The organism is Phenylobacterium sp. CCH9-H3 (assembly GCF_001557235.1).
Lineage (GTDB): Bacteria > Pseudomonadota > Alphaproteobacteria > Caulobacterales > Caulobacteraceae > Phenylobacterium.
The window spans coordinates 1-24967 of record NZ_LSJI01000186.1 but is presented as its reverse complement, the minus strand read 5'-3'; the positions used below and the strand labels follow the sequence as shown (position 1 = coordinate 24967).

At 69.5% G+C, this 24967-nt stretch carries 29 protein-coding genes; 17 read left to right on the top strand and 12 right to left on the bottom strand.

Annotated elements, in window-relative coordinates:
• Positions 1-6: 6 nt before the first annotated feature.
• Both AX721_RS17205 and AX721_RS17200 read right to left on the bottom strand, forming a co-directional pair.
• The gene (locus AX721_RS17205; protein ID WP_068877215.1) at positions 7-906 is read right to left on the bottom strand and encodes a hypothetical protein; all 900 of its coding nucleotides are present in this window, start codon (positions 904-906) and stop codon (positions 7-9) included.
• Positions 907-971: 65 nt separating this feature from the next.
• The gene (locus AX721_RS17200) at positions 972-1799 is read right to left on the bottom strand and encodes a methyltransferase domain-containing protein (protein ID WP_068877214.1); all 828 of its coding nucleotides are present in this window, start codon (positions 1797-1799) and stop codon (positions 972-974) included.
• Here AX721_RS17200 and AX721_RS17195 point away from each other — a divergent pair.
• The 6 genes from AX721_RS17195 to clpB all read left to right on the top strand — a co-directional run bounded on the left by AX721_RS17195 (position 1799) and on the right by clpB (position 8824).
• Complete coding sequence (locus tag AX721_RS17195) at positions 1799-2572, top strand: ComF family protein (protein ID WP_068877213.1); 774 nt, start codon at positions 1799-1801, stop codon at positions 2570-2572. The genes AX721_RS17200 and AX721_RS17195 overlap by 1 nt on opposite strands.
• A gap of 32 nt (positions 2573-2604) precedes the next feature.
• Complete coding sequence (grxC, locus tag AX721_RS17190; RefSeq protein ID WP_068877212.1) at positions 2605-2868, top strand: glutaredoxin 3; 264 nt, start codon at positions 2605-2607, stop codon at positions 2866-2868.
• 18 nt (positions 2869-2886) lie between these two features.
• Positions 2887-3702: a carbon-nitrogen hydrolase family protein gene (locus AX721_RS17185; protein WP_068877211.1), complete on the top strand. Its 816-nt coding sequence runs from the start codon at positions 2887-2889 to the stop codon at positions 3700-3702.
• An 8-nt stretch (positions 3703-3710) separates the two neighbouring features.
• Positions 3711-4142, top strand: coding sequence for a DUF1178 family protein (locus AX721_RS17180; RefSeq protein WP_068877210.1), 432 nt, complete (start codon positions 3711-3713; stop codon positions 4140-4142).
• 64 nt (positions 4143-4206) lie between these two features.
• The gene (locus AX721_RS17175; RefSeq protein WP_231733153.1) at positions 4207-6129 is read left to right on the top strand and encodes a S9 family peptidase; all 1923 of its coding nucleotides are present in this window, start codon (positions 4207-4209) and stop codon (positions 6127-6129) included.
• Between the two features lie 109 nt (positions 6130-6238).
• Positions 6239-8824, top strand: a complete 2586-nt coding sequence (clpB, locus tag AX721_RS17170; RefSeq protein WP_068877209.1) for an ATP-dependent chaperone ClpB — start codon at positions 6239-6241, stop codon at positions 8822-8824.
• 41 nt (positions 8825-8865) lie between these two features.
• On the opposite strand, the gene AX721_RS17165 is transcribed toward clpB, so the two are convergent.
• Positions 8866-9423 (bottom strand): hypothetical protein, encoded by a 558-nt coding sequence (locus AX721_RS17165; protein WP_156467215.1) that lies wholly within the window; start codon positions 9421-9423, stop codon positions 8866-8868.
• Between the two features lie 98 nt (positions 9424-9521).
• On the opposite strand from AX721_RS17165, the gene AX721_RS26950 reads away from it, so the two are divergent.
• A complete protein-coding gene (locus AX721_RS26950) occupies positions 9522-9698 on the top strand; it encodes a DUF1508 domain-containing protein (protein WP_082765272.1) in 177 nt (58 codons plus the stop codon).
• Positions 9699-9707: 9 nt separating this feature from the next.
• Here AX721_RS26950 and arfB read toward each other — a convergent pair whose 3' ends face one another.
• A complete protein-coding gene (gene arfB / locus AX721_RS17160) occupies positions 9708-10136 on the bottom strand; it encodes an alternative ribosome rescue aminoacyl-tRNA hydrolase ArfB (RefSeq protein WP_068877207.1) in 429 nt (142 codons plus the stop codon).
• 240 nt (positions 10137-10376) lie between these two features.
• Here arfB and AX721_RS17155 point away from each other — a divergent pair, with 240 nt between their 5' ends.
• Together AX721_RS17155 and ilvC are read left to right on the top strand one after the other, a co-directional pair.
• On the top strand, positions 10377-10883 hold the full coding sequence (locus AX721_RS17155; RefSeq protein WP_068877206.1) for a GNAT family N-acetyltransferase: 507 nt from the start codon (positions 10377-10379) through the stop codon (positions 10881-10883).
• Between the two features lie 105 nt (positions 10884-10988).
• Positions 10989-12008, top strand: coding sequence for a ketol-acid reductoisomerase (gene ilvC, locus AX721_RS17150; protein WP_068877205.1), 1020 nt, complete (start codon positions 10989-10991; stop codon positions 12006-12008).
• 303 nt (positions 12009-12311) lie between these two features.
• On the opposite strand, the gene AX721_RS17145 is transcribed toward ilvC, so the two are convergent.
• Positions 12312-13181 carry an MBL fold metallo-hydrolase gene (locus AX721_RS17145; protein WP_068877204.1) on the bottom strand — a complete coding sequence of 290 codons (870 nt, stop codon included), beginning with the start codon at positions 13179-13181 and terminating at the stop codon, positions 12312-12314.
• A gap of 68 nt (positions 13182-13249) precedes the next feature.
• Between AX721_RS17145 and AX721_RS17140 the strand changes: the two genes are divergently transcribed.
• The 3 genes from AX721_RS17140 to AX721_RS17130 are packed head-to-tail and all read left to right on the top strand — an operon-like array spanning position 13250 to position 14898.
• The gene (locus AX721_RS17140; protein ID WP_156467214.1) at positions 13250-13609 is read left to right on the top strand and encodes a helix-turn-helix transcriptional regulator; all 360 of its coding nucleotides are present in this window, start codon (positions 13250-13252) and stop codon (positions 13607-13609) included.
• On the top strand, positions 13578-14111 hold the full coding sequence (locus AX721_RS17135) for a rhodanese family protein (protein ID WP_068877202.1): 534 nt from the start codon (positions 13578-13580) through the stop codon (positions 14109-14111). The genes AX721_RS17140 and AX721_RS17135 overlap by 32 nt, the downstream gene beginning before the upstream one ends.
• Before the next feature lie 4 nt (positions 14112-14115).
• Positions 14116-14898: a sulfite exporter TauE/SafE family protein gene (locus tag AX721_RS17130; protein WP_082765271.1), complete on the top strand. Its 783-nt coding sequence runs from the start codon at positions 14116-14118 to the stop codon at positions 14896-14898.
• 13 nt (positions 14899-14911) lie between these two features.
• On the opposite strand, the gene rsgA is transcribed toward AX721_RS17130, so the two are convergent.
• On the bottom strand, positions 14912-15997 hold the full coding sequence (gene rsgA, locus AX721_RS17125) for a ribosome small subunit-dependent GTPase A (RefSeq protein WP_231733152.1): 1086 nt from the start codon (positions 15995-15997) through the stop codon (positions 14912-14914).
• A 226-nt stretch (positions 15998-16223) separates the two neighbouring features.
• On the opposite strand from rsgA, the gene AX721_RS17120 reads away from it, so the two are divergent.
• On the top strand, positions 16224-16529 hold the full coding sequence (locus tag AX721_RS17120) for a GNAT family N-acetyltransferase (protein WP_068877201.1): 306 nt from the start codon (positions 16224-16226) through the stop codon (positions 16527-16529).
• Positions 16530-16531: 2 nt separating this feature from the next.
• The gene (locus tag AX721_RS17115; RefSeq protein ID WP_068877200.1) at positions 16532-16900 is read left to right on the top strand and encodes an iron chaperone; all 369 of its coding nucleotides are present in this window, start codon (positions 16532-16534) and stop codon (positions 16898-16900) included.
• Between the two features lie 7 nt (positions 16901-16907).
• Here the strand turns inward: AX721_RS17115 and AX721_RS17110 are convergent, their stop codons facing one another.
• Positions 16908-17651 carry a tRNA1(Val) (adenine(37)-N6)-methyltransferase gene (locus tag AX721_RS17110; protein WP_068877199.1) on the bottom strand — a complete coding sequence of 248 codons (744 nt, stop codon included), beginning with the start codon at positions 17649-17651 and terminating at the stop codon, positions 16908-16910.
• A 172-nt stretch (positions 17652-17823) separates the two neighbouring features.
• Between AX721_RS17110 and AX721_RS17105 the strand changes: the two genes are divergently transcribed.
• Positions 17824-18792, top strand: a complete 969-nt coding sequence (locus AX721_RS17105; protein ID WP_068877221.1) for a polyprenyl synthetase family protein — start codon at positions 17824-17826, stop codon at positions 18790-18792.
• Positions 18793-18857: 65 nt separating this feature from the next.
• A complete protein-coding gene (locus AX721_RS17100; protein ID WP_068877198.1) occupies positions 18858-19790 on the top strand; it encodes an iron-containing redox enzyme family protein in 933 nt (310 codons plus the stop codon).
• 1 nt (position 19791) lies between these two features.
• On the opposite strand, the gene fumC is transcribed toward AX721_RS17100, so the two are convergent.
• Complete coding sequence (gene fumC / locus AX721_RS17095; protein ID WP_068877197.1) at positions 19792-21183, bottom strand: class II fumarate hydratase; 1392 nt, start codon at positions 21181-21183, stop codon at positions 19792-19794.
• Positions 21184-21265: 82 nt separating this feature from the next.
• On the opposite strand from fumC, the gene AX721_RS17090 reads away from it, so the two are divergent.
• Positions 21266-21622 carry a RusA family crossover junction endodeoxyribonuclease gene (locus AX721_RS17090; protein WP_068877196.1) on the top strand — a complete coding sequence of 119 codons (357 nt, stop codon included), beginning with the start codon at positions 21266-21268 and terminating at the stop codon, positions 21620-21622.
• 68 nt (positions 21623-21690) lie between these two features.
• Here the strand turns inward: AX721_RS17090 and AX721_RS17085 are convergent, their stop codons facing one another.
• The 4 genes from AX721_RS17085 to AX721_RS17070 all read right to left on the bottom strand — a co-directional run.
• Positions 21691-21978, bottom strand: a complete 288-nt coding sequence (locus tag AX721_RS17085; protein ID WP_068877195.1) for a DUF1153 domain-containing protein — start codon at positions 21976-21978, stop codon at positions 21691-21693.
• A gap of 168 nt (positions 21979-22146) precedes the next feature.
• The gene (locus AX721_RS17080; RefSeq protein WP_068877194.1) at positions 22147-23397 is read right to left on the bottom strand and encodes a flagellar hook protein FlgE; all 1251 of its coding nucleotides are present in this window, start codon (positions 23395-23397) and stop codon (positions 22147-22149) included.
• Positions 23398-23450: 53 nt separating this feature from the next.
• Positions 23451-24188, bottom strand: a complete 738-nt coding sequence (locus tag AX721_RS17075) for a flagellar hook assembly protein FlgD (RefSeq protein ID WP_068877193.1) — start codon at positions 24186-24188, stop codon at positions 23451-23453.
• Positions 24189-24192: 4 nt separating this feature from the next.
• The coding region (locus AX721_RS17070) for a flagellar hook-length control protein FliK (RefSeq protein ID WP_197422621.1) at positions 24193-24967 on the bottom strand (775 nt) is incomplete at its 5' end.

The following is a 24967-nucleotide window of genomic DNA, read 5'->3' as shown; positions in this document are numbered from 1 at the left end:
CGCGGCTCAGTCCAACGAGGCCCGCCGCATCGTCTTCGCCGGCTTCGTCGCCTCGACCACGCACTGGCCGGGGTCGCGCATGGCGTGGACGCCCAGGCAATAGATGTCCTCGTAGTGGGTTCCCGCCGCCGCCAGACACTGGTGGTAGTTGAGCTTGGCCGTGCGCAGGCACTGGCCGCTCTTCATCTCGCTCAGCAGCGGACGGCCCGCCGCGTCCTGGCCCAGCACCGTCAGCGCGGCCAGGGCCACGCCGCGCGCCACCACGGGACTCGCGCCGCCGCGACGCCCGCCTTCCGAGATCGCTGCGGTGAGGCGGGCCCGGTCGGCCGCCTCGGGCCTGTAGCCGGCGGCCTGCTTCACGGCGGCCAGCCGTTGCGGACCGTTGGTGAGGCGCGCCCGCGACCAGGCCTGATGCTGGATGGTGTAGGACGTCTTCTTCACGCGGGCGCCGGCGTCGGCCAGGGCCTCGCCACGCCGCGCCAGGGCCGCATTGGCGCGTTGAGCCGCCGCCTGTCCGCCGGGCAGGTCGAGGGCCGCGGCCGGATCGGTCGCCAGCCGGCGGGAGATGTCGCGGCCCTTGGCCTTAACCCCGGCCACGAAGGCGGGCTCCTGCATTGCGGCGAGGGCGGCATAGGCGATCATGCCGGCCTCCAGCTCCTTGGGTTCGTAACCCGCGGCCGTTCGGAGGCGCTCGGCGATCTGGCCGGGGCCTGAGAACGACGCGTCGATCGCGGTGGCCTTGCGGGTATAGGCCTCGAAGGCGCTGGCGCGGCTGGCCAGGGCGCCGTCCACGCCGATATCGGGCCCCTTCTTCGGGGGCGGCCCCTTCTGCGGCGCCGATCCGGTCGCGCAGCCCGCCAGCGCCACCGTGGCGGCCAGGGCTAGAAGCTTGAGTTTGTTCGCCATCGTCTGGACCCCCGCGGTGAGGAGCCCCCCGCGCGCAGTGTCGGGGCCGGATGGTTGACGGAATCTTACCCAGCCGGCGTGATGGCCGGCGCCCAGCCCGTGAGGGTCAGGATCTCAAAGGTCGCCGGCACGCGGCCGTCGTCACCGCCGAACCGCTCGGCGTAGATCTGGAAGGTCCGGTGGAGCAGGGTTCGGGTCAGGGGCCTGGGGTGCCGGTCGGCCAGCACGCTGGTCTCGCCCATCTGGCGCAGGTCGGCGAGCAGCTTCAGCGGATGCTCGTAGCGCACCGTCACGGTGTCGACGTCGCTGACCGGCTGCACGAACCCGGCCCGTTGCAGCAGGTTGGCCGCGTCCTGCGCATCGGCGAAAGGCGAGACGCGGCTGCCGGCGCCGCCCAGGATCTCGCTCTCGGCGGCCACCAGGGCTTGGCGCAGTTCGGTCAGGGTCGTCCCGCCCAGGAAGGCGCCGATGAACAGGCCGTCCGGCTTCAGCGCGCGGCGGATCTGGATCAAGGCCCCCACGACATCGTTGGTCCAGTGCAGGCCCAGGGTGGAGACGACCAGGTCCAGGCTGCCGTCGGCGAAGGGCAGCCGCTCCTCGTCGGCGACGACGCGCAGGCCGCCGCGGCCGGCCAGCATCCGGTGGGACAGATCGGCCTCGAGCAGGGTCTCGACCCGGCCCGGCGCCTCCTCCTCCAGGGCTTGGGCGAAGGCGCCACTGCGCGCCGAGAGGTCGACGGCCAAGCTGAAAGTGCGCAGGATGGGCGTCAGGCGCTCGGCCACGTCATAGGCCGCCCGGCGCTGCAGGAAGTCTGCGTTGGCAAACCCCGGGGCCGCCCGGTCCAGGCGTTTGCGGTGCAGGACGCGGTCGAAGAGGCGCGGGGGGGCGGGCATTGAGCGCGGAAGATGGCGATTTCGCCGCCAGTTGGAAGCCTAGAGTTCAGGCGGCCTGGCGCGTGACCCTGGACATGCTGTTCCCGCCCCAGACCCTGGACGGTGGGCCGCGCCCCCTGGCGGGTGGGTTCTCCGCCGACGCCTGGAGCCGCATCCGGTTCCTGGACGGTCCGGTGTGCGACGGCTGCGGCGCGCCGTTCGAATTCGATCCGGGGGCGCGATGCGCCGCGTGCCTCGCCAAGCCGCGGGCGTTCGACGCGGCGCGGGCGGCGTGCCTCTACGACGAGACATCGCGAAACCCGATCCTGCAGCTCAAGCATGCCGACCGGCTCGACCTGGCGCCGCTGTTCGCCCGCTGGCTGTCGCGGACGGCGCGCGAGCTGATCGAGGAGGCGGACGCCATCGCCCCGGTGCCGCTGCACCCGCTGCGCCTGCTTCGCCGTCGCTACAACCAGGCCGCGGAGATCGCCCGGCCGCTGGCCGCCATGACCGGCACGCCCTACCTGCCCGACGCCCTGGTCCGTCGCCGCGCCACCGCGACCCAGGGCGGAAAGTCCGGTTCGGGCCGCAAACGCAACGTCGCCGGGGCCTTCGAGGTCCCCTCCGCACGCCGAGGCCAGGTCGAGGGCCTGAGGATCCTGCTGATCGATGATGTTCTGACCACCGGCGCCACCGCGGAAGGCTGCGCACGGGCCCTCAAGGCCGCCGGCGCGGCCCGCGTCGATTTGGCCGTAGTCGCGCGGGTTCAGGCTGCGGCAGGACTCACCATATGAAGCTGAACCGAGACGTGTTTCGTTAGAGCGCCATGAGCCAGCCCGTCACCATCTACACCAAGCCGTTCTGCCCCTACTGCGTCCGCGCCCTGTCGCTGCTGGAGCAGAAGGGCGTTCCGTTCACCGAGATCGAGGCCGCCTTCGACCCGGAGAAGCGCCAGGAGATGATCCAGCGCGCCGGCGGCCGGGCGACGTTCCCGCAGATCTTCGTTGGCGACCGCCACATTGGCGGCTGCGACGACATGATGGCGCTCGAACGCTCGGGCCAACTCGACCCGCTGCTCCAGGCGGCGTAGCCGAGGTATAGGTCGGCGATGAAAGTCGGCCTGATCCAGACGCGTACGCCCGCGAGCCATGCCGCGGCCTTGGCCCATGTGCTGCCGCTGGTGCGCGAGGCCGCGGCCGGCGGCGCGCGGCTGATCGTGACGCCGGAAGGCACGAACATCCTGCAGAAGGACCGCGAGGCCCTGCTGCCTCAGCTGACGCAGTTTTACGACGATCTGGTCGTGCGTGGCCTTCGCCAAGCCGCGAAAGATCTGAACGTTTGGATCGCGATTGGCTCGGCCCTCGTGAAGCGCGAAGATGGCAAGGCAGCCAACCGCCAGATCCTGATCCGGCCGGATGGCTCGATCGCTGCCGAGTACGACAAGCTGCACATGTTCGACGTGGACCTGCCCACCGGCGAGACGGCGCGGGAATCGGCGACCTACGAGCCCGGCGACCGGGCCGTGGTGGCGGAGGTCGACGGGATGAGGCTGGGCCTGACCATCTGCTACGATCTGCGCTTCCCAGCCCTGCACCGCGCGTTGGCGCTGGCCGGGGCCACAGCCATCACCGTTCCGGCCGCCTTTACCCGCCCCACCGGCGAGGCGCATTGGGAGGTCCTCATGCGCGCCCGGGCCATCGAGACCGGAAGCTATATCCTGGCGCCCGCCCAGGGCGGATTTCACGAGGACGGCCGCGGCACCTGGGGACGGTCGCTGGTCGTCGAGCCCTGGGGAAAAGTCGTTGCAAAACTTGACCATGACGAGCCCGGCGTGCTTCTGGCCGACCTCGATCCCGACGCGCCCGCCAAGGCGCGGACGGCCATTCCCGCGCTGACCAACGCGCGGGCGTTCACAGGTCCCTAGTCGATACGATGATCCGCTACGCCCTCACCTGCGACCACGACCACGAATTCGAGGGCTGGTTCGGCTCCTCCACGGACTTCGACGACCAGCAGGGCCGCGGCCTGCTGGAATGTCCGCTGTGCGCCTCGAAGGCCGTGCGCAAGCAGATCATGGCCCCGGCCGTCGCCGGCACCAAGCGTACGGTCCGCGAGGAACTGCCCGCCAAGGCCCAGGCGATGATGATGGAGGCCGCCGGTCGCATCCGCCGGCACGTGGAGGAGAATTTCGACGACGTGGGCGACGCCTTCGCCTCGGAAGCCCGCGCGATCCACGAGGGCCGCGCCGAGGACCGTGGCATCTACGGCCAGGCCACGCCCAAGGAGGTCCGCGACCTGATGGAAGACGGCGTCCCCGTCGCGCCCCTGCCGCCCGAACCGCTGAAGAAGTCCGAAGTCAACTGACGCGCGCTTGCGGCGCGACCGCCCGCTTGGCAATCTCGGATTGCATCAGGTGGGGGCCTGTCCAGTGATCCGTTTTCCGCGTTTCGTTGTCGCGCTTGCGTTCGCGGCGACCTTTGCGTCCTGGACCGCTGCGGCGGCTCCGCTCTCGGCCTACGGGAAGCTTCCCACGATCGAGGCCGCTTCGGTCTCGCCCAGCGGCCATGCGGTGGCCCTGGTCCTGACCGACGGCGAGGACCGGCTGATCGTCGTCCAGGACCTGGCCAGCAAGCAGATGACCCTGCGGGCCGGCACCGGCCGGGCCAAGGTGCGTCGCGTGCTGTGGGCCGGGGATGGCCACCTGCTGATTATCACCACGGTGACGGCCAACCCCATGGACGTCACCACTACCCAGCGCGAGTGGGCGATGGGCTTCAGCATGGATCTGAAGACGAAGAAGGTCCTGCCGCTGCTGCGCGACGCCGAGTACGCGATGAACACGATCTACGGCCAGCCGGTCGTGCGGACCTACAACGGCGAGCCGACGGTCTTCGTCCAGGGCATCAAGTTCGTGAGCAACGAGGGGCGCGTCTCGCTCTTCCGCATCGACCTGGACCGGGCCACCAGCCGGGTCGTGGAGGTCGGCGGCCCCGACACGCGCGACTGGGTTGTCGGCGTCGACGGCGAGCCGGTGGCGCAGGAGCTCTATGACCGCCGAAGCGGCCGCTGGTCGATCAAGCTGAAGGCCGACAACGGGAGCTGGCGCGAGGCGATCGCCGTCATGGCTCCGCTCGACGCGCCGTCGATGATGGGTCTCGGGCCGGACGGCAAATCGGTCCTGTACGAGGCGCTCGACGGCGAGAAGCTGGTGTGGAAGGAAGCACGCCTCGACAACGCGCCGGCGGCGGCGCCTGTCCCCGTTTCGGGTAGCCAGGGCGCCCTCTACGACCCCCAGGACGGACGCCTTTCGGGCCACTACGCCCTGGTGGGCGAGGAGGGCCGCTACACGTTCCTGAACCCCCAGGATCAACGGATCTGGAAGGCCGTCACGGCGGCGTTTCCGGGCGCGATCGTCTCGCTGGAATCCTGGTCCGGCGACCGCAAGAAGATTGTCGTCCGCGTCGATTCGCCCGACGAGGGGGCGGCCTATGCGCTCGTCGACCTCGACACGCGACAGGCCACTTGGCTGGGGCCGGAATACATGGGGGTGAAGGCGGCGGATGTGGCGCGCCAGGCGCCGATCCGGTTCAAGGCCCGCGACGGGCTGGAACTCACCGGCTACCTGACCGTGCCCAAGGGGCGCGAGACGGGCCGCCTGCCTCTGATCGTCTTTCCGCACGGCGGGCCGGCGGCTCGCGACACGCCCGGCTTCGACTGGTGGGCCCAGGGCATGGCTTCGCGCGGCTACGCGGTGCTGCAGGTGAACTTCCGCGGTTCGGAGGGCCTGGGCGATGCGCTGCTGGAAGCCGGCTATGGCCAGTGGGGGCGCAAGATGCAGACCGACCTTTCGGACGGCGTCCAGTACCTCGCCTCGGAGGGACGGATCGATCCGAAGCGGGTCTGCATCGTCGGCGCCAGCTACGGCGGCTATGCGGCGCTCGCGGGCGCGGCCCTGGACACCGGCGTCTATCGCTGCGCCGCCTCGTTCGGCGGCCTGTCGGACCTTGGAAAGTTCGTTTCGTGGTCGAGGGCCAAGCGCGGCGCGTCGGCCTTCCGCTACTGGACCCGCTTCATGGGCGCCGAGGAGGACCGCAAGGTCCTGGCCGAGATTTCGCCTGCGGCCCACGTCGACAAGGTGACGATCCCGGTCCTCCTCATCCACGGCAAGGACGACAGCGTGGTTCCGCTCGAGCAGAGCCAGATCATGGCCGACGCCCTGCGTGGGGCGGGAAAGTCTGTCGAACTGGTCGTCCAGAAGGGCGAGGACCACTGGCTCTCCCGCGGCGAGACGCGCCTGCAGACCCTGGAAGCCACCATGGCCTTCGTCGAGAAACACAACCCGCCGGATTGATCCGGCTCAAGGTCTCTTGTGTGGCCCCAATGCCACACTACATCGGGTTGGCCGGCGACCGTGCTTCCTTGGAGGCGGTCGCCGAGTTCCGCCTATCGAGGGGACCTGAATGAACATCGACATCTATTCCGACCGCGCCAAGCAGGCGATCCAGTCGGCCCAGAGCCTCGCGCTCGCCCGCCGCCACCAGCAACTCGCGCCCGAGCACATCCTGAAGGTGTTGCTGGAAGAGCGCGACGGGCTGACGCGCGCGCTGATCCAGAGCGCCGGCGGGCGGCCCGACGAGGTCGACAAGGCGCTGGACGCCGCGTTCACTCGCATCCCCAAGGTCGAGGGCGGCTCGGGCCAGCTCTACATGAAGCCCGACACGGCTCGCGTGTTCGCCGAGGCCGAGCAGGGCGCCAAGGCGGCCGGCGACGCCTTCGTCACCACAGAGCGGTTGCTGATCGCCCTGGCCAAGGAAGGCGGCGAGGCGGCCAAGCTGCTGAAGGACGCCGGCGTCACGCCCAAGGGGCTGGAAGACGCCGCCACCGCCGTCCGCAAGGGCCGCACCGCGGACAGCGCGTCGGCCGAGGAGGGCTACGACGCCCTGAAGCGGTATGCCCGCGACCTCACCCAGGCCGCCAAGGACGGCAAGCTGGACCCGGTGATCGGGCGCGACGAGGAGATCCGCCGCACGATCCAGGTGCTGAGCCGCCGAACCAAGAACAACCCTGTTCTGATCGGCGAGCCTGGGGTCGGCAAGACCGCCGTGGTTGAGGGCCTAGCCCAGCGCATCGTCAACGGCGACGTCCCCGAGGCGCTGAAGGAACGCAAGCTGCTGTCGCTGGACATGGGCGCCCTGATCGCCGGCGCGAAGTACCGCGGCGAGTTCGAAGAGCGGCTGAAGGCCGTGCTGAACGAGGTCACGGCGGCCGAAGGGTCGATCATCCTGTTCATCGACGAGATGCACACCCTGGTCGGCGCCGGGAAGTCGGACGGGGCGATGGACGCCTCGAACCTGCTGAAGCCCGCCCTGGCGCGGGGCGAGCTGCACTGCGTGGGCGCAACGACCCTCGACGAATACCGCAAGCACGTGGAGAAGGACGCCGCGCTCGCCCGCCGCTTCCAGCCCGTGATGGTGGACGAGCCCACGGTGGAGGACACCGTCTCGATCCTGCGCGGCCTAAAGGAGAAGTACGAGGTCCACCACGGGGTGCGAATCTCTGACAGCGCCATCGTGGCCGCCGCGACCCTGTCGAACCGCTACATCACCGACCGCTTCCTGCCGGACAAGGCCATCGACCTGGTGGACGAGGCCGCGAGCCGGGTGCGGATGGCGGTGGACTCCAAGCCGGAGGAGCTGGACGAGATCGACCGCCGCGTCGTGCAGCTGAAGATCGAGCGGGAGGCGCTGTCCAAGGAGACGGACGCCGCCTCCAAGGCCCGGCTGGAGAAGCTGGAAGAGGAACTCGACGATCTGGAGGGCCAGTCCGCCGAGATGACCGCCCGCTGGCGGGCCGAGAAGGAAAAGGTCAGCTCGGCCGCCCAGTCGCGGGAGGCCCTGGACCGGCTGAAGGCCGAGTTGTCCGCGGCCCAGCGCCGGGGCGACCTGCAGCGGGCCTCCGAGATCGCCTACGGCGAGATCCCGCAGCTGGAGAAGCGCCTGGCCGAGGCCGAGGCCGCCGAGGGCCAGGACGAGCAGCTGACGCCAGAGGTCGTGGACGCCGAGCAGATCGCCGCCGTGGTCAGCCGCTGGACCGGCGTGCCGGTGGAAAAGATGCTGGAAGGCGAGCGCGAGAAGCTGCTGCGCATGGAGGACAGCCTGCGCGGCCGCGTGGTCGGGCAGGAAGAGGCGCTGGTCGCCGTCTCCGACGCCGTACGCCGCGCGCGGGCCGGCCTGCAGGACCCGAACCGGCCCATCGGCTCGTTCCTGTTCCTGGGCCCCACCGGCGTCGGCAAGACCGAGCTCACCAAGTCGCTGGCCGAGTTCATGTTCGCCGACGAGCACGCGATCACGCGCCTCGACATGAGCGAGTACATGGAGAAGCACTCGGTCAGCCGGATGATCGGCGCGCCTCCCGGCTACGTCGGCTACGACGAGGGCGGGGCGCTGACCGAAAGCGTGCGCCGGCGGCCCTACCAGGTGGTGCTGTTCGACGAGGTCGAGAAGGCGCACCCGGACGTGTTCAACGTGCTGCTGCAGGTGCTGGACGACGGCCGCCTGACCGACGGCCAGGGGCGGACGGTCGACTTCCGCAACACTCTGATCATCATGACCTCGAACCTGGGGTCGGAGCACCTGGCCGCCCTGGCCGACGGCGAGGACGTGGACAAGGCCCGGCCGATGGTCATGGACGTGGTCCGTCACCACTTCCGCCCGGAGTTCCTGAACCGGATCGACGAGATCATCCTGTTCAAGCGCCTGGGCCGCGCCGAGATGGACGGCATCGTCCGCATCCAGCTGCAGCGCGTCGAGAAGCTGCTGGCGGACCGCCGCATGGCGCTCTTGCTCGACGACGGCGCCCTGCACTGGCTGGGCGACCGCGGCTACGACCCCGTCTACGGGGCCCGGCCGCTCAAGCGGGTGATCCAGAAGGAGCTGATCGACCCCATCGCCCGCAAGCTGCTGCAGGGCGACCTGGACGACGGCTCGGTGATCGAAGTGCACGCTGGCGATGACGGCCTCGAGATCGGCCGGGCCAAGGTGCACTGACGACGACGCTTCCCTCCCGCCTCGCGGCGGGAGGGTGAGCATCAGAGGGTCAGCGGGGTGGTGCGGCCACCGCGGACCACCACGCGCTTCATCAGCGCGACCGTCTGGCCCGGTCCCGCAGCGGGCCTGGCCACGGTGATGGCGTACCAGACACCATCCGGCAGGCCGCCGAAGGCGAACTGGTCTGCGTCGTCGCAAGTGGTCCGCTTCACGAACGGGCCTGCGTCGCCCGCGGGCGCATTGGGCGTGCGGGCGCGCACTTCATCGGCGGGCAGGGCGGCGCGTTCGGTGGAACCGTAGAGCGCGGCCATCCGGCGGGCGGACCAGCGGGTTTCCGGCGTCAGCACCACCGCGGCCCCGGCGCAGGTGTAACGGGTCGCGCCCTGCCGATAGGCCACGCGGCCGGCGATGATGTTGTTTCCGGTGCGCTGCGACCAGGCGAAGTCCGCCGCCGAGAAGTTCGCGCTGCCGGTCATGGGCGGCGGCGGCGGTCGCGACACGGGAGCGCCGGGCGGCGGCGGGCCGAGGCTGGGCGCGCAGGCTGACGCGACGAGGGTGGCGAAGGCGGCGCTGAGTACGGTAAGGCGGGGGGCGAGCATGATCGCCATCTTATAGGCGAATGCGTCCAAACCTTGCCATAGCGCGGTCACGATCGCTGACCTAAGCTTTGCCTCCCAACCCCGCAGCGGAGGCTCCGATGGCGCACAAGTTCGAGATCTACAAGGACAAGGCCGGCGAGTTCCGGGTCCGCTTCAAGTACAATTCCGAGGTGATTTTCTCGACCGAGGGCTACGCCTCGAAGTCCGGGGCCAAGGACGCTATCGAGAGCATCAAGAAGCACGTCGGCGCCGCGGAGGTCACCGAGGCGGAGTAACGCCGCCGCTCAGTCCTCCCCCCGTGGCTTGCCCCGCATCGCCTTTACGCTGGACCGCTTGGTCTTGCCCTCGAGCCGCCTGAGCTTCGAGGCGTAGGTCGGTTTGGTCTTCTTGCGCGGCGGGGGCGGGGGCTTGGCCGCCTGGCGGATCAGGTCGAGCAGGCGTTCGATCGCCGCCTGGCGGTTCATCTCCTGGCTCCGATGCTCCTGGGCCACCAGCACGAGGACGCCGTCCATGGTCAGGCGGTTGCCGGACAACTTGTAGAGCCGCGTCCGCACCGGCTCAGGCAGGGACGGGGAACCGCGCACGTCGAATCGCAGTTCGATGGCCGTCGAGACCTTGTTCACATGCTGCCCGCCGGGTCCGGAGGCGCGGACGGCGCGCACCTGGACCTCGTCGTCGTCCAGCCACAGGCTCTGGGTCACCTCGATCGGCATCAGGTTCGAATGCCACGCTTCGGCCTAGCCGACGAGACTCCGGCCGTGCTAAAGCGCAGGCATGCGTTCGTTCCGCATCCAGCTCGTAAACCTTCTTCCGACCGCCTCCGGCGGGCCGGTGAGGGATGTCGTGCGCTAGGATCGAGAAGCGACCGCAGACCGCCACACCAGCCCCGCCGGGATCCGGACGGGGCTTTTTCTTGGCCTCGATCCGCCCCCGCTCAACCGGAGACGAGACCGATGGATCCGCCCAGTTCCGACATAGTCGTCCGCGCGATGGAGCCGGCCGACATTCCGGCCGTCACCGAGGTGCTTGGCCAGCCGCGCGCGGTGTGGGGCACGCTCCAGCCGCCCTTCGTATCGGCGGAGGCGCGGCAGAAACGGCATGCCGAGGCCGGTCCCGGCGATGCGGGACTCGTGGCCCTGCTCGACGGCCGGGTGGTCGGATCGATCGGCCTGCATCGCGACCGCCCCCACAGGCGCAGCCACGTGGCCAGCCTGGGCATGGCCGTCCACGACGCCTACGCGGGCCGAGGCGTGGGCTCGGCCCTGCTGGCCGCCGTCATCGACCTGGCCGAGCGCTGGTGGAACATCAAGCGGCTGGAACTCAACGTCTATGCCGACAACGCCCGGGCCATCGCCCTCTACGAACGCTTCGGCTTCCAGCGCGAGGGGCTGCACCGCGCCTACGCCTGGCGCGACGGCGCCTATGTGGACTCGCTGAGCATGGCGAGGCTCGCCCTGTGACGGCCCGTCCCTTGACCTTCGCGCAAAAAAACGCTTCACACCCCCGGCTTTGCTGCGCCGCCGTTGCGCGCGCGCAGCAGGTTTCATTGTCTCAGGAGAACAATCATGCGCGTCTACTATGACCGCGACGCCGACATTTCCCGCATCCTGGACAAGAAGATCGCCATCGTAGGCTATGGCAGCCAGGGTCGCGCGCACGCGCTGAACCTCGCGGATTCCGGCGCGAAGAACGTGGCCGTGGCCCTGAAGGCCGGCTCGGCCACCGCCAAGAAGGTCGAGGCCGACGGCCTGAAGGTCATGACCGTGGCCGACGCCGCGGCCTGGGCTGACGTGCTCATGGTGCTTGCGCCCGACGAGCTGCAGCGCGGCATCTACAACGCCGAGATCGCCCCCAATATCCGCGACGGCGCGGCCCTGCTGTTCGCCCACGGCCTGAACGTTCACTTCGGCCTGATTGAGCCCAAGTCCACGGTCGACGTGCTGATGGTCGCGCCCAAGGGCCCCGGCCACACCGTGCGCGGCGAATACCAGAAGGGCGGCGGCGTGCCCTGCCTGATCGCGGTCCATCACGACGCCACCGGCGGCGCCATGGACCTAGGGTTGGCCTATGCCTCGGCCATCGGCGGCGGCCGCTCGGGCATCATCGAGACCAACTTCCGCGAGGAATGCGAGACCGACCTGTTCGGCGAGCAGGCCGTGCTCTGCGGCGGGCTGGTGGAGCTGATCCGCGCGGGCTTCGAAACCCTGGTCGAGGCGGGCTACGCGCCCGAGATGGCCTATTTCGAATGCCTGCACGAGGTGAAGCTGATCGTGGACCTGATCTACGAGGGCGGCATCGCCAACATGAACTACTCGATCTCCAACACCGCAGAATACGGCGAGTATGTCACTGGCCCGCGCATCGTCACGGCCGAGACCAAGGCCGAGATGAAGCGCGTGCTGGAGGACATCCAATCGGGCCGCTTCGTCCGTGATTTCATGCAGGAGAACGCCGTCGGCGCGCCGTCCTTCAAGGCCACCCGGCGCCGGGGCTCCGAGCACCAGATCGAGGAAGTGGGCCAGCGCCTGCGCGCCATGATGCCCTGGATCACCAAGAACAAGCTGGTGGACACCGCCCGGAACTGATCCGCAGCGAACCCGATCGAACGACGGAACGGCCCGGGAGCGATCCTGGGCCGTTTTTCGTTTCGGGACTGTCACGAGACCATGCGAAATGGCCCCGACACACCGGCGTCACCGACTCCACGCAACCTCGGGGCCGATCAACCGTTGCTGTCACGATCGGGGAGGCCGTCATGCACGTCGCACGCATCATGCTGAAGTTCCTGGGACTGGGTGTCCTGGTCACCCTTGATCTGCTGCGTCCCAGCCGTCCCGAGTATCGCCTGCCCGCGCGGTGGCTCGCGCGCTAGCCCCTCGAGCGCGGCTTCAGTAACCGCTCGGGGTGGTGACCGGGATCTTGAGGAACACGCGCCCCGACGGCGCCGGCGGCGGGAGCGCACCGCCACGGATGTTCACCTGCAGCGACGGCAGGATGAGCGTCGGCGCCGCCAGCGTCGCATCCCGCGCCATCCGCATCTCCACAAACCCGTCCTCGCTGACGCCCGCGTGCACGTGGATGTTGTGCGCGTGCTCGTCCGCGACTGTCGTCTCCCAGCGGAACGCCTCTCGGCCCGGCGGAAGATAGTCGTGCCCGACGAACACCCGCGTTTCCGGCGGGAGCGCCAGGATCTTCCGGATCGACCTGTATAGGGTGCGCGCGTCGCCGCCGGGGAAATCGGCGCGGGCGGTGCCGTAGTCCGGCATGAACAGGGTGTCGCCCACGAACGCCGCGTCGCCGATCCGATAGGTGACGCAGGCCGGCGTGTGTCCCGGCGTGTGCAGCACGCCGATGCGGAGGTCGCCGAGCGGGAGCTCGTCGCCCTCATCCAGCAGGTGGTCGAACGCCGCCCCGTCGGCAGCCAGGTCCTCGGCCTCGAAGACCGGGATGAAGCTCTTCTGCACCTCCACGATCCGGGATCCGATCACCACCTCGGCTCCGGTCATCCGGCGGATGTAGTCGGCGGCCGACAGGTGGTCTGCGTGGGCGTGCGTCTCCAGCACATACAGCAGCCGCAGGCCTTGCTCGCGCACGGCGGCGAGCATCGCGTCTGCGGAAGCGGTGGAGAGCTTCGCGGACTTCGGTTCGTAGTCGAGCACGGGGTCCACGATCGCGGCGGCCGCGGTGGATGGGTCGCTCACGAGATGGCTGGCGGTGAACGTGGCCGGATCGAAGAAGGTCTGTACGTTGGGGATCATGGCGAAGCCTCCTGTCTTCGCCGAATATAAGAAGTTGCTAAATTAGCACAAGCTCATATATAGGTCTCATGTTCGATCTCGCGAACTTCGACATCGCCCGCTTCGAGGCGAGCGCAGGGGAGGCCGCCAGGCTGCTCCGGGCGCTGGCCAACGAGCGCCGGCTGATGATCCTTTGCCAGCTGACGGATGGCGAGCGGTCCGTGGGGCAACTCCTGCCCCAGGTCGGCCTCTCGCAGTCCGCTCTCTCGCAGCACCTGGCGGTGCTGCGCGAAGAAGGGATCGTGGCGACCCGCCGCGAGGCCCAGACGGTGTGGTATCGGATCGCCGACCCGGCCGCCCTGCGCGTGGTGGCGACGCTCGCGGAGATCTTCTGTCCCCCAGACATGAAGGCCCCCCATGACCGCAAGACTGATCCCCCTGAAGCCTGACGAGGTCGACAAGCGCCTGTTCGGCCGCCGCGCCGTGCTGATCGACATCCGCGAAGCCGACGAGTTCGCACGCCGCCACGTGAAGGGTGCGCTGTCCCAGCCGCTGTCGGCGCTGGAACGCTCGCATCTCAGGCTCGAGCCCGGAAAGGACGTGGTCTTCACCTGTCGAACCGGCATGCGCACGGGGGCGAACTGCGAGCGCCTGGCGGCGCTCGTCGACGGCGAGGCTTTCGTCCTCGAGGGTGGGGTCGACGCCTGGGCGGCGGCCGGCCTTCCCACCGAAGAGGATCGTGCAGCGCCCCTGGAGCTGATGCGACAGGTCCAGATCGCGGCCGGATTGCTGGTCCTGACGGGAGTCGTCCTGGGCCTGATCGTGCATCCCGCGTTCTTCGGCCTGTCCGCCTTTGTCGGGGCGGGCCTCGCCTTCGCAGGCGCCACCGGCCTCTGCGGCATGGCGCGTCTGCTGGCCGCGATGCCCTGGAACCGGCGGGCCGCGGCGTGAAGCCGTGGATCCGCAGATCCTCACCTATCTGACCGCGAGCCTGAGCGGCGCGCTCGTCGGGCTGCTGCTCACGCTGTTCGGCGGCGGCGGTTCGGTGCTGGCGACGCCGCTGCTCATCTACGCCGTAGGGGTGCGCGACCCGCATGTGGCCATCGGCACGTCGGCCGCCGCGGTCGCCGTCAACGCCCTGCTGGGATTGGTGTCGCAGGCGCGCGCGGGCCGGGTGAAGTGGCCTTGCGCCATCGTCTTCGGCGGCGCGGGGCTCGCCGGCTCGCTCACGGGGGCGCACCTGGCGAAACAGCTGGACGGCGGCGTGCTTCTCCTTGGGTTCGCCGTCGTCATGGCGCTGGTCGGCCTCTCGATGCTGCGCCAGCCGCGTTCGGCAGGGGACCCGGCGGTGACCCTTACGCCGGGGCTGACGCTCAAGCTGGCGCCGCTGGGCCTCGCAACCGGCCTGGCGGCCGGCTTCTTCGGCATCGGCGGCGGCTTCCTCATCGTACCGGGTCTGATGGCCGCTACGGGCATGACGCTCGCACATGCGGCGGCCTCGTCCCTGGTGTCGGTCGCCCTGTTCGGAGCCGCGACCAGCGTCAGCTATGCCGCATCCGGCCTCGTGGCCTGGCCCCTGTTCGCGGCTCTGGTGGCGGGCGGCGCCGTCGGGGCCTGGTTGGGGACGGCGACCGCCCCGCTGCTGGCGGCGCGCGCCGTCCTGGCGCGCCGAATCTTCGCGGTGATGGTCGTGGCGACGGCCGCCTACGTGGCGTCGCGTGCGCTGGCCGGCGGCTGACGCCGCCGGCGGCCTATCCGTCGTCTCCGCGCTTGGCCTTCATCCGGGCCCGCCCCGCCTTGTGGCGGCTGATCCAGAGCTTCTTGTTCTCCAGGGCCGCGCGGGGGTCCTCCTTGCGGCGCTCGAAGGCCAGTTCCGCCTGCAGCTTCTCGAAGCTTCTCAGCCGGGCCGGGTCGAGGTCGCCCGCCTCGATGGCGGCGCGGACGGCGCAGCCCGGCTCGGCGCCGTGGCCACAGTCGCGGAACCGGCACTGCTCGGCCAGGGCCTCGATGTCGGCGAAAGTTTGGGCGACCCCCGCCTCCGCCTCCCACAGGCCCAGTTCCCGCATCCCCGGCGTATCGAGGATCAGCGCCCCCGACGTCAGCCGAACCAGTTCGCGATGTGTGGTGGTGTGGCGGCCGCGCTCGTCGGCCTCGCGGATCTCGCCCGTGTCCATCTTCTCCTCACCGGCGAGGGCGTTGAGCAGGGTGGACTTGCCGGCCCCCGACGAGCCCAGGAGCACCGCGGTCCGCCCCGGCCGCAGATGGGTCGCCAGCGCGTCCAGACCCTCGCCGGTCTTCGACGAGATGGCCAGCACCGGCGCGCCGAACGCGATGGCCTCGACCTCCGCCACACGCGCCGCGACGGCGGGGGTCAGGTCGGCCTTGGTCAGGACGATCACCGGCTCGGCGCCGCTCTCGTAGGTGGTGGCGAGGTAGCGCTCCAGCCGTCGCAGGTTCAGGTCGGAGTTCAGGGAGGCCACCAGCAGGGCCACGTCCACATTGGTGGCCACGGCCTGTGCGCCGCCACGGGGGCCGGAAGCCTTGCGCACGAAGGCCGTGCGGCGGGGCAGGATGTGGTGGACGAGGGCGGTGGTCTCGCCGGGGCGGGCCTCCACCGCGACCCAGTCGCCGGCGGTGGGGCGGCCGGCCTCGGCGGTGGCCTTCATCAGAGCCCCGGAGGCGCGAGCGTCGATCTCGCCGCCGGGCGTGACGAGGCGATAGCCGCCTCTCTGCTGGACGACGATGCGGCCGGGGATCAGGCCTTGGGCCGCGAAGGATCGGAAGTCGGCCTGGAGCGCTTCGGTCCAGCCGTAGTCGGAGAGTGCTGTGGTCAGCAACGGAGGTGTCCTTGATGTCGAGAGCCAAACAGGCGTCGACCGCGGATCATCCCCGTCGGGGAAGGGTGGGCTGTCAGGCAGCCGCCAGCGGGACGACGCAGCGGAGGGCTGCGCGGGCAATGGGCGACATGTGATCCTCTCCTCTGCTGGTGGCCTCGCCGATGCGCCGGACCTTGGCGGCGGCCTCGCGCCGCGTCAAGAAGAGGCGAGCGCGAGGAGCATGCCCATGGCCGAGGTCGATGTCGTCAACAACACCGAAACCAGCCGCTTCGAGGTGAAGCTGGACGGTCACACGGCCTTTGCCGAATATCGCCTGAAGCCGGGACAGATCGTCCTGCCGCACACCGTCGTGCCGGCGGAGTTCGAGGGAAAGGGCGTGGCCAGCGCCCTGGCCCGAGCGGCCTTTGGCTATGCGCGCGAAGCGGGCTTGAAGGTCGTGCCCACCTGTCCCTTCATGTCGGCCTGGGTGAAGAAACACCCCGAGCAGCACGACATCGTCGATCCAAGCTGTCGGGAAGCGCTGGGGATCTGATCATGGTCCAGTCCAAGGCCGCGACCGTCGACGACTGGTTCGCAGACCTGGACCCTGGGCGGCGACCGGCCCTCGAGGCCATCCGCGCCAGCGCGATCCGCCGCCTTGGCGCGGGCGCCGAGCGGATGAGCTACGGCATGCCGGCCTATGTGCGGCCGGGAGAGACGGCTCCGATCTTCGCCTTCAACAGCCAGAAGCAGTACATCTCGCTGTATGTCAGCCCCCGGGTGCATGCCCTGCACGCCGAGGCGCTGAGCGGCCTCGACGCCGGCAAAAGCTGCATCCGCTTTCGCAAGCCCGAGCAGATCGACCAGGACCTCGTGGACCGGATGCTGGCGGACACCGCACGGCTCGACGCCACGAGCTGTTAGCCCACGCTTAGTCGCGCCAGCCCAGATCCGCCTCGCCCCTCAGGATGGCCTCGACGTCCGGGCGGTGCTTGCCGCCGTCGCGGTCGTGCAGCACCAGCGGCGGCAGCAGCTGCAGCGGCGCCTTGCCCGTCTTTATGGCCCGCACCAGCACCCGCTTGGCCGGGTCGTCGACGAAGGGGTGGATGGGCCGGATCTGGACCGAGCCGGCCTTGGGCGCCAGCAGCGCCAGGATGTCGCCCAGGCGGTCGGCGCGGTGGATGAGCGTGATGGCGCCGCCCTCGCGCACCGCCTTGGACAGGAAGCCGATCCAGGCCTCCAGGCCGTCGTCGGCCATCCAGGCCCCTCGCCGCTCGGGCGCCGGGCTGCGCAGCGCTCCGGGGTCGTCGAAGAACGGCGGATTGGCCATGGCCGCATCGAAGGCGGGAAGGCCAAGCCCTGCGAAGCGCAGCGCGACATCGCCCTCGACGATCGTGACCCGCTCGCCCAGCCCGTTGAGCGTGACGTTCTCCCGCGCCAGGGCGGCGGCGCGTGGATCCCGCTCGACGCCGGTGAAGCTGGCGCCCGGCCGCCGGGCCGCGGCCGCCAGAAGGGCGCCCCCGGCGCCGCAGCCGGCCTCGATCACCCGCTGTCCCGGGGCCGCGTCGCAGGCGGCCGCCAGCAACGCCGCGTCCAGTCCGGCGCGGTAGCCCCGCGCGGCCTGACGCAGGCGGATGCGCCCGTTCAGCAGCCCGTCTTCAGTGATTGCATCCATAGGGCGGGACCTTGGTGTAGAAGGGACCGAACGCGTTCGGCTCTGGTCGCTTGACCGTGCCCTGTCGCGTCACCATTGTCCCGGCGAATGGCGACCGGTCGGGGGCCGGGCGCCTTGATATAGGAATAGTTCTCTCTTGGAAGCCGCCCAGGCTATCGCCGCTCCCCCCTCGCTGGACCTGCTCCTGAAGCTGGCCGGCCCCGACATGCGCGCGGTGGACGCTCTGATCCGCGAGCACATGGACAGCCCCGTGCCGGTGATCCCGGCCCTGGCCGACCACCTGATCGCCGGCTCGGCCAAGCGCCTGCGGCCCCTCCTGACCATCGCCGCCGCCCGCCTGTGTGGCGCGCGGGACGACGCCTGCCTGAAGCTGGCGGCCGCGGTGGAGTTCATCCACACCGCCACCCTGCTGCACGACGACGTGGTCGATTCCTCGCAGCTGCGCCGAGGACGCGTGGCGGCGCACCTGATTTGGGGCGCCCCCGCCAGCGTCCTGGTTGGCGACTTCCTGTTCGCCCGTTCGTTCGAGCTGATGGTGGGCGCGGGCTCCATGCCGGCGCTGGAGGTTCTGGCCCGGGCCAGCCGCGTCATCTCCGAGGGCGAGGTCCTGCAACTCACCCGCAGCCACGACCTCGATCTCAGCCAGGACGTCTATATCGAGATCATCAAGGCCAAGACCGCCGAGCTGTTCGCCGCCGCCGCCGAGGCCGGCGCGATCTCGGCGGGCGCTTCGGCGGAACGGTGCCGCGCCCTGCGCAAGTTCGGCCAGGATCTGGGCCTCGCGTTCCAGCTGATCGACGACGCGCTCGACTACTCGGGCGAGGCCGAGACCTTGGGGAAAAACCCGGGCGACGACTTCCGAGAGGGCAAGGTGACCCTGCCGCTGCTGCTGGCCATGCAGCGAACGGCCGCCGCCGAGCGCGAGTTCTGGATCCGCACGGTGGACCGGCGCGAGCAGGAAGAGGGCGACCTGGACCATGCGCGCGAGCTCATGCGCGAGACCGGGGCTCTCGAGGAGACCCTGGCGCTGGCGGGGCGCTACGCGGAGACCGCCAAGGCCGCCATCGCCGACTATGGCTCCAATTCGTGGCGGCCGGCGCTGCAGGATCTGGCCGACTTCGCCGTGATGCGGCGGGCTTAACAAAGCTAAGCCTCAGGAACTCCAACGCATTTCGCGCGCTCCTTCGCGTCCGAGGGAGTATCCGCATGCTTGCTGCCGACCGTCTCGCCCGCGTGGGCGTTTTCTCACCCGAGTTTCCGGACGCCGAAACGCTTCACCAGGGGCTGGCTCAGTGGAACCGGCGCCGGCTGGCCGTCCAGACGCCGGACGCCGACTGGTCGATCACGTTGAACAACGACGTTCGGATGATGCGCCTGGAAGGCGGGTTCATCGAGGCGTTTCGCGCCGAGATCGCCCCGCTCGTGGCGGCGGTCCCGAGCGATCCCGAGGGATTCATCGCCTGGTTCGAGGACCTCAAGCTGTCAGGCCCGGGCCAGTACGATCCCCTGTTCGCCTGGCTGGAGACCGAGGCCAGCCTGGAGCAGATCAAGTGGTTCCTGACGCAGGAGGCGGCCGGCGAGGCCGGCTTCGACGATCTGGTCGCCATGACCCAGGTGAAGCTGCCCGCCCGCCCGAAGCTGGAGCTCGCCCGCAACTATTGGGACGAGATGGGCCGCGGCAAGGAAGCCGGCATGCACGGTCCCATGCTGGAGCGGACAGTCCAGGGCCTCGGGCTGACACCCAGCATCGAGGGCACGCTCTGGCAGTCGCTGGCCCTGGCCAACACCATGACCGCCTTCGCCACCACCCGACGATACGTCTACCAATCGATCGGCGCTCTCGGCGTGGTGGAACTGACCGCACCGACCCGCGTCGCCTGCGTGGACGAAGGGCTAAAGCGTCTGGGCGTCGCGCCCGAGCAGCGGAAGTACTTCGCCCTGCACGCCCAGCTCGACATCGAGCACTCCCGCGCCTGGAACGCCGAGGCGCTGGTCCCGCTCGTCGAAGCCGACCCGGCCTGCACCCGCCACCTGGCCGAGGGCGCCATGATGCGCCTGATCTGCGGCGAGCAGTGCTTCGAGGCCTACCGCGCCCACCTCTGGGCCCACGCGCACCCGGTGGTCTACGCGGCGGAGTAGTTCAGCCCGGGCTGATCATCTTCTCCGGGCGGACCCATTCGTCGAACTCTTCGTCCGTCAGATAGCCGCCGCCGACGGCCTCTTCGCGCAGGGTGGTGCCGTTCTTGTGGGCCGCCTTGGCGATCTTGGCGCAGTTGTCGTAGCCCAGCTTGCCGTTCAGGGCGGTCACCAGCATCAGCGACCGTTCGAGGTTAAGCTTGATGTTGTCCTCGCGGGCTTCCGTGCCGACGACCATGTTGTCGGTGAAGGAGACGGCGGCGTCGGACAGCAGCCGGCACGACTGCAGGAAATTGTAAGCCATCACCGGGTTGAATACGTTCAGCTCGAAGTGGCCCTGGCTGCCGGCGAAGGCCATGGCCGTCTGGTTGCCCATGATGTGGGCGCAGACCATGGTGAGGGCCTCGGCCTGAGTGGGGTTCACCTTGCCGGGCATGATGGAGGAGCCCGGCTCGTTCTCGGGCAGGGCCAGCTCACCCAGGCCGGCGCGCGGGCCGGATCCCAGGAACCGCAGGTCGTTGGCGATCTTGAACAGGGCGCCGGCGGCGGCCGTCAGCGCGCCGTGGCTGAACACCATGGCGTCGTGGGCGGCGAGGGCCTCGAACTTGTTCGGCGCCGTGACGAAGGGCAGGCGGGTGATGCCCGCGATCTTCTCGGCCACCTTCTCGGCGAAGCCCACCGGCGCGTTCAGGCCCGTGCCGACGGCCGTGCCGCCCTGCGCCAGCTCGTAGAGACCGTAGAGGGTCTCCTTGATCCGCCGGACCGACATGGCGACCTGGTGCGCATAGCCGCCGAACTCCTGGCCCAGGGTCAGCGGGGTCGCGTCCTGGGTGTGGGTGCGGCCGATCTTGATGATGTGGTCGAACTGGGCCGACTTGGCCTTCAGCGCCGCGTGCAGGTGCTCCAGCGCCGGCATCACCGAGCGCGCCACCTCCTCCGCCGAGGCGATGTGCATGGCCGTCGGGTAGGTGTCGTTCGACGACTGGCTCATGTTGACGTGGTCGTTAGGGTGCACGGGCTTTTTCGAACCCATGACCCCGCCCATCATCTCGATGGCGCGGTTCGAGATCACCTCGTTGGCGTTCATGTTCGATTGGGTGCCCGAACCGGTCTGCCACACGACCAGCGGGAAATGGTCGTCCAGCTTGCCGTCGATCACCTCCTGGGCGGCCGCCACGACGTATTTTCCGATCTCGGGGTCGAGCTTGCCCAACTCCATGTTCGCCTCGGCCGCGGCGCGCTTGACGACGCCCAGGGCCTTGATCACCGGCTTGGGCTGCTTCTCCCAGCCGATCTTGAAGTTGCCGAGCGAGCGCTGGGTCTGGGCGCCCCAGTAGCGGTCGGCGGCGACCTCGATCGGGCCGAAGGTGTCGGTCTCGGTGCGGGTCGCGCTCATCGGAAATCCCCAGGCTGTTGGCGGGTGAGGGTTTACCGCCACGGCGCGAGACTGCAAGGCCGCCCGCGGCTATGAGGGCGGGATGAGCGAGACCTGGACCCAGCACGGCAAGGTGCGCGCCCGCGAGGGCGACGGGGTGCTGGAAGTGAGCGTCGACGGTCTCACGACCCAGGCGAAGTACTACAAGCCGCTGATCTATGAGTTCTTCCGCAAGGCCTGGCGCGGCTCGCGGCCGGCCTGGGGCGAGTACGCGGTGGAGATCGCGATGGAGTACGTCGGCGAGCCGCCGTGGCTGGACCTCGATAACCTTGCGAAGGCGCTGCTGGACGCGATCAAGGGCTACGCGTTCCACGACGACGCCCAGGTGGCGCGGCTGCTGGTGGAGCGGAGGCCGGGCGAGCGCGAGCGGATCACGATCCTCGTGCGCAAGCTGCCCTGAAAGACCGAAAAGCCGGCCGCGCCGGGGATGGCGCGGCCGGCTTTCGAGCCAACCCTATGGACGGGTGGTTAGCGGTACTGCTGCAGCCGCGTGGTGCGCAGGCCGGCCATGCCGTGACGTTCGATCGAGCGCTGCCAGGACAGGAACTCGTCGTTGGTCAGGGAGTAGCGCTCCAGGGCCTCCTCGAGGGTGATCAGCCCGCCGCGGACGGCGGCGACCACCTCGGCCTTGCGGCGGATGACCCACCGGCCCGTGTTCGGGGGCGGCAGGTCGTTCTTGGTCAGGGGCGCGCCCGTCGGCCCGATCACATAGGCCTCGCCACGGCTGTTCGTGCGCGTCTGTTGTTGTTGAAGCATGGGCTTTCTAGCGCCTCACCATCACTGTTCGACGGGAAGCATATCCAGCGGCCCCTAACAGCCGCTGAATCGCCTTAGTAAAGAAACACCTAACCATGGGCTCCCCCGTGTACCAATTTAATACAGTTGAGTTCAGGTAGAAGTTTCTCACTCGGTTAACGGTCAGTATTAGCGCTTGATGTTGATAAGTTCTTCGAGCATCTGGTCCGCCGTCGTGATGATCTTCGACGAAGCGGAGTACGCTTTCTGGGTTTGGATCAGGCCGGTGAACTCTGCCGACAAGTCGACAGTCGACGCCTCCAGGCTGGACGGCGAGATCAGACCGGCGCCACCGACGCCCGCCTGCTTGATCACCATTTCCCCTGCGGCAGTGGTGGGCCGGTAGGCGTTGCCGCTCACCTGGGCCAGGCCATCCGGATTGGGGAAGGTCCCGATGCCGACCTTGGCGACCTTGCGCACCTGTTCATTGTCGTAGATCGCCGAGACGATGCCGTCCTCGTCCACTTCGATGGCGACCACATTGCCGGCCCCGGCGCCGTCCTGGCTGATGGAGCCCACCGAGCTCGGCTCGTCGTACTGCGTGAGCTTTCCCAGGTTCAGCGCGATGTCCTGGGCGGGCAGGCCCAGCGCGGCGGCCCAGCCGACGTTAAGGGAGAACGCATCCGGCGCGACGCCGCCCACGGTGTTGATCGAGCCGTCGGTGTTGAAGACGACGGGGATCGGGCTGGCCGGCGTGATCGGGCCGTCGGCCGCGGTCGGATAGATCGCCGCGGTCATGTTCCAGTTGTTCACCGAGGTCTGAGCGAAGGTCAGGCGCAGGGTGTGACGGCCGCCGGCCGCATCCACGATGTTGATGTCGACCGGGTCGGGCGCGGTGGCGCTCACCTTGTCGATGTTGGCGCTGATGGCGACGTTGGCGGTCGGCGAGACCGCGGCGCCCAGGTTCTTGACGTTGATCGAGTTCAGGGCCGTCAGGTCGGACGGCGGCGTGACGAAGGAGCCGTCGGCCTGGACCGGCCAGCCTTGCAGGTAGAGGCCGGAGTCGTTCTTCAGATAGCCGTCGGCGTCGACGCTGAACGAGCCCTGCCGGGTGAACGAGCGCGCATCCGCGGCGGTCAGGCCGGCGCCCTTGTTCGTCACGATGAAGAAGCCGTCGCCGGAGATCGCGAGGTCGGTCGTCGAACCGGAGGCCTGGATCAGGCCCTGGGTGCTCACGAACTGCCGGGTGATGCCCTGGACGCCGCCGGCGGAGTACTTGCCCTTCACCGCCTGGGCGGTGACGACGTTGGCGAAGTTCACCTGGTTGCGCTTGTAGGCGACGGTGTTGACGTTGGCGATGTTGTCCGAGATGGCGGCCAGGGCGGACGAGTTGGTGACCAACCCGGAAACGCCGGCGAGCAGGGCTGAATTGATGGACATGACTTAGTTCCGTTCTCCTGAAGCGGGGTCGCGTGCTGCGTGGGTTCGGCCGGTCAGGCCGCCGCTGGAGACGACGTTTTGTCGTCCGGGTTGTCGGTTGAACCGGTGTCCGTGGCCGCCGTGGCGGTCTCCTCGGGCTCTTCCGGCTGGCGGATGCTGACGAGCTGATCCCAGGGGATCTGCACGCCGTTGACGGTGATGAAGGTCAGGCCGTCCTGTTGTTCGACGCCCGTGACGAGTCCGTCGACGTAGACGTTCGAGGTCACGGCGGAGCCTTCGCTGTCCTTGGCCGTGACCTTCAGGGTGTAGGTCCCATCGGCCAGTTCGCTGCCGCCCTGGCCCTTGCCGTCCCAGGTCAGGGTGTGTTCGCCGGCCTTGTTGTCGGTCGGGGCGATGGAGCGGACGATCCGGCCCTTGGAGTCCAGGATATCGAGCTGCACGGTCGAAGCGTCCCGGCCCAGGGTATAGGTCCACTCGGCCTTGCCGTCCTTCAGGGCGGCGGCGTTGGAGTCCGCGCGCACTTCCTTGCCGATCAGGCTGACCGCGGTCGCGACGCCCGTGCCGGTGTTCGAGACCAGCTTCTCGAGCAGGTCGTTGGTCAGGAGCTGCTGCTCCACCCCGGTCATCTGCACCAGCTGCTGGGTGAACTGGGTGGAATCCATCGGCGACAGCGGATCCTGGTTCTGCAGCTGGGTGGTGAGCAGGGTCAGGAAGGTGTCGAAGTTCTCGGCCAGGCGAGCACGTCCGGTCGCGCTGGCTCCGGTCGTGGTTGTGACGGCGTCGACGGCCATGGCGTCAGATCCTGAGGTCGAGGCCGGAGTTCACGCCCCGGCGCAGGCGCAGAGCGCCCTGGTTGGCGGCGTCGGCCGCATCGCCCGCGGTCTCCAGGGCCGCGCGGAAGGCCCGGCCCTGGAAGGCGCGGCCCGCGTCGCCCTGGTCCTGCCAGGCTTGATTCTGCTGCTGCGGATGGCCGCGGTCCCCGGCCACGTCGAAGCTGATGCCGCCCGACACGTCGAAGCCGGCCTGCTCAAGGACCCGCTGCAGCTCGGCGGCGCGAGCCTTCACGTCGGCGGCGGCCTGTGGGTTCTCGAAGGTCATGCCGGCGGTGATCCGGCCCTGGGCGCCGATCTCGATGCGCACGTCGACCTTGCCCAGTCCGTGCGGATCCAGCTCGACGTCGAAACGCGTCGACTTGCCCTCCAGCTTCTTGACGATCTGGGCGGCCAGATTGGCGACGGTCTCGGGCGACCCGCGGACGACGTGTCCGGCTTGCGCGGCGGCGGAGCTGGAGGCGGGGGACGCGGCGCGGGTCTCGCCCTGCCCTGTCGCGTCGGGCGACTCCGCGCTGGTGTCGGCGTCCTGCGGCTTGGTCTCGGCGGCTTCGGCGCTCGCCGCGGCGGCCTTGGCGGCGCCCTGGGCGGCCTTGGCGTGGACGGGCTTGTCGGCCGCTTCCGAGGGCTTCAGTTCGTCGGGCGTCTCGGCGGACGGGGCGTCGGCGCTCTTGACGCGCTCGGCCTTGGCGGGCCGCAGCGGCGCCGCGGCGGCGGCGGCCTCAGGACGGGCGGACAGG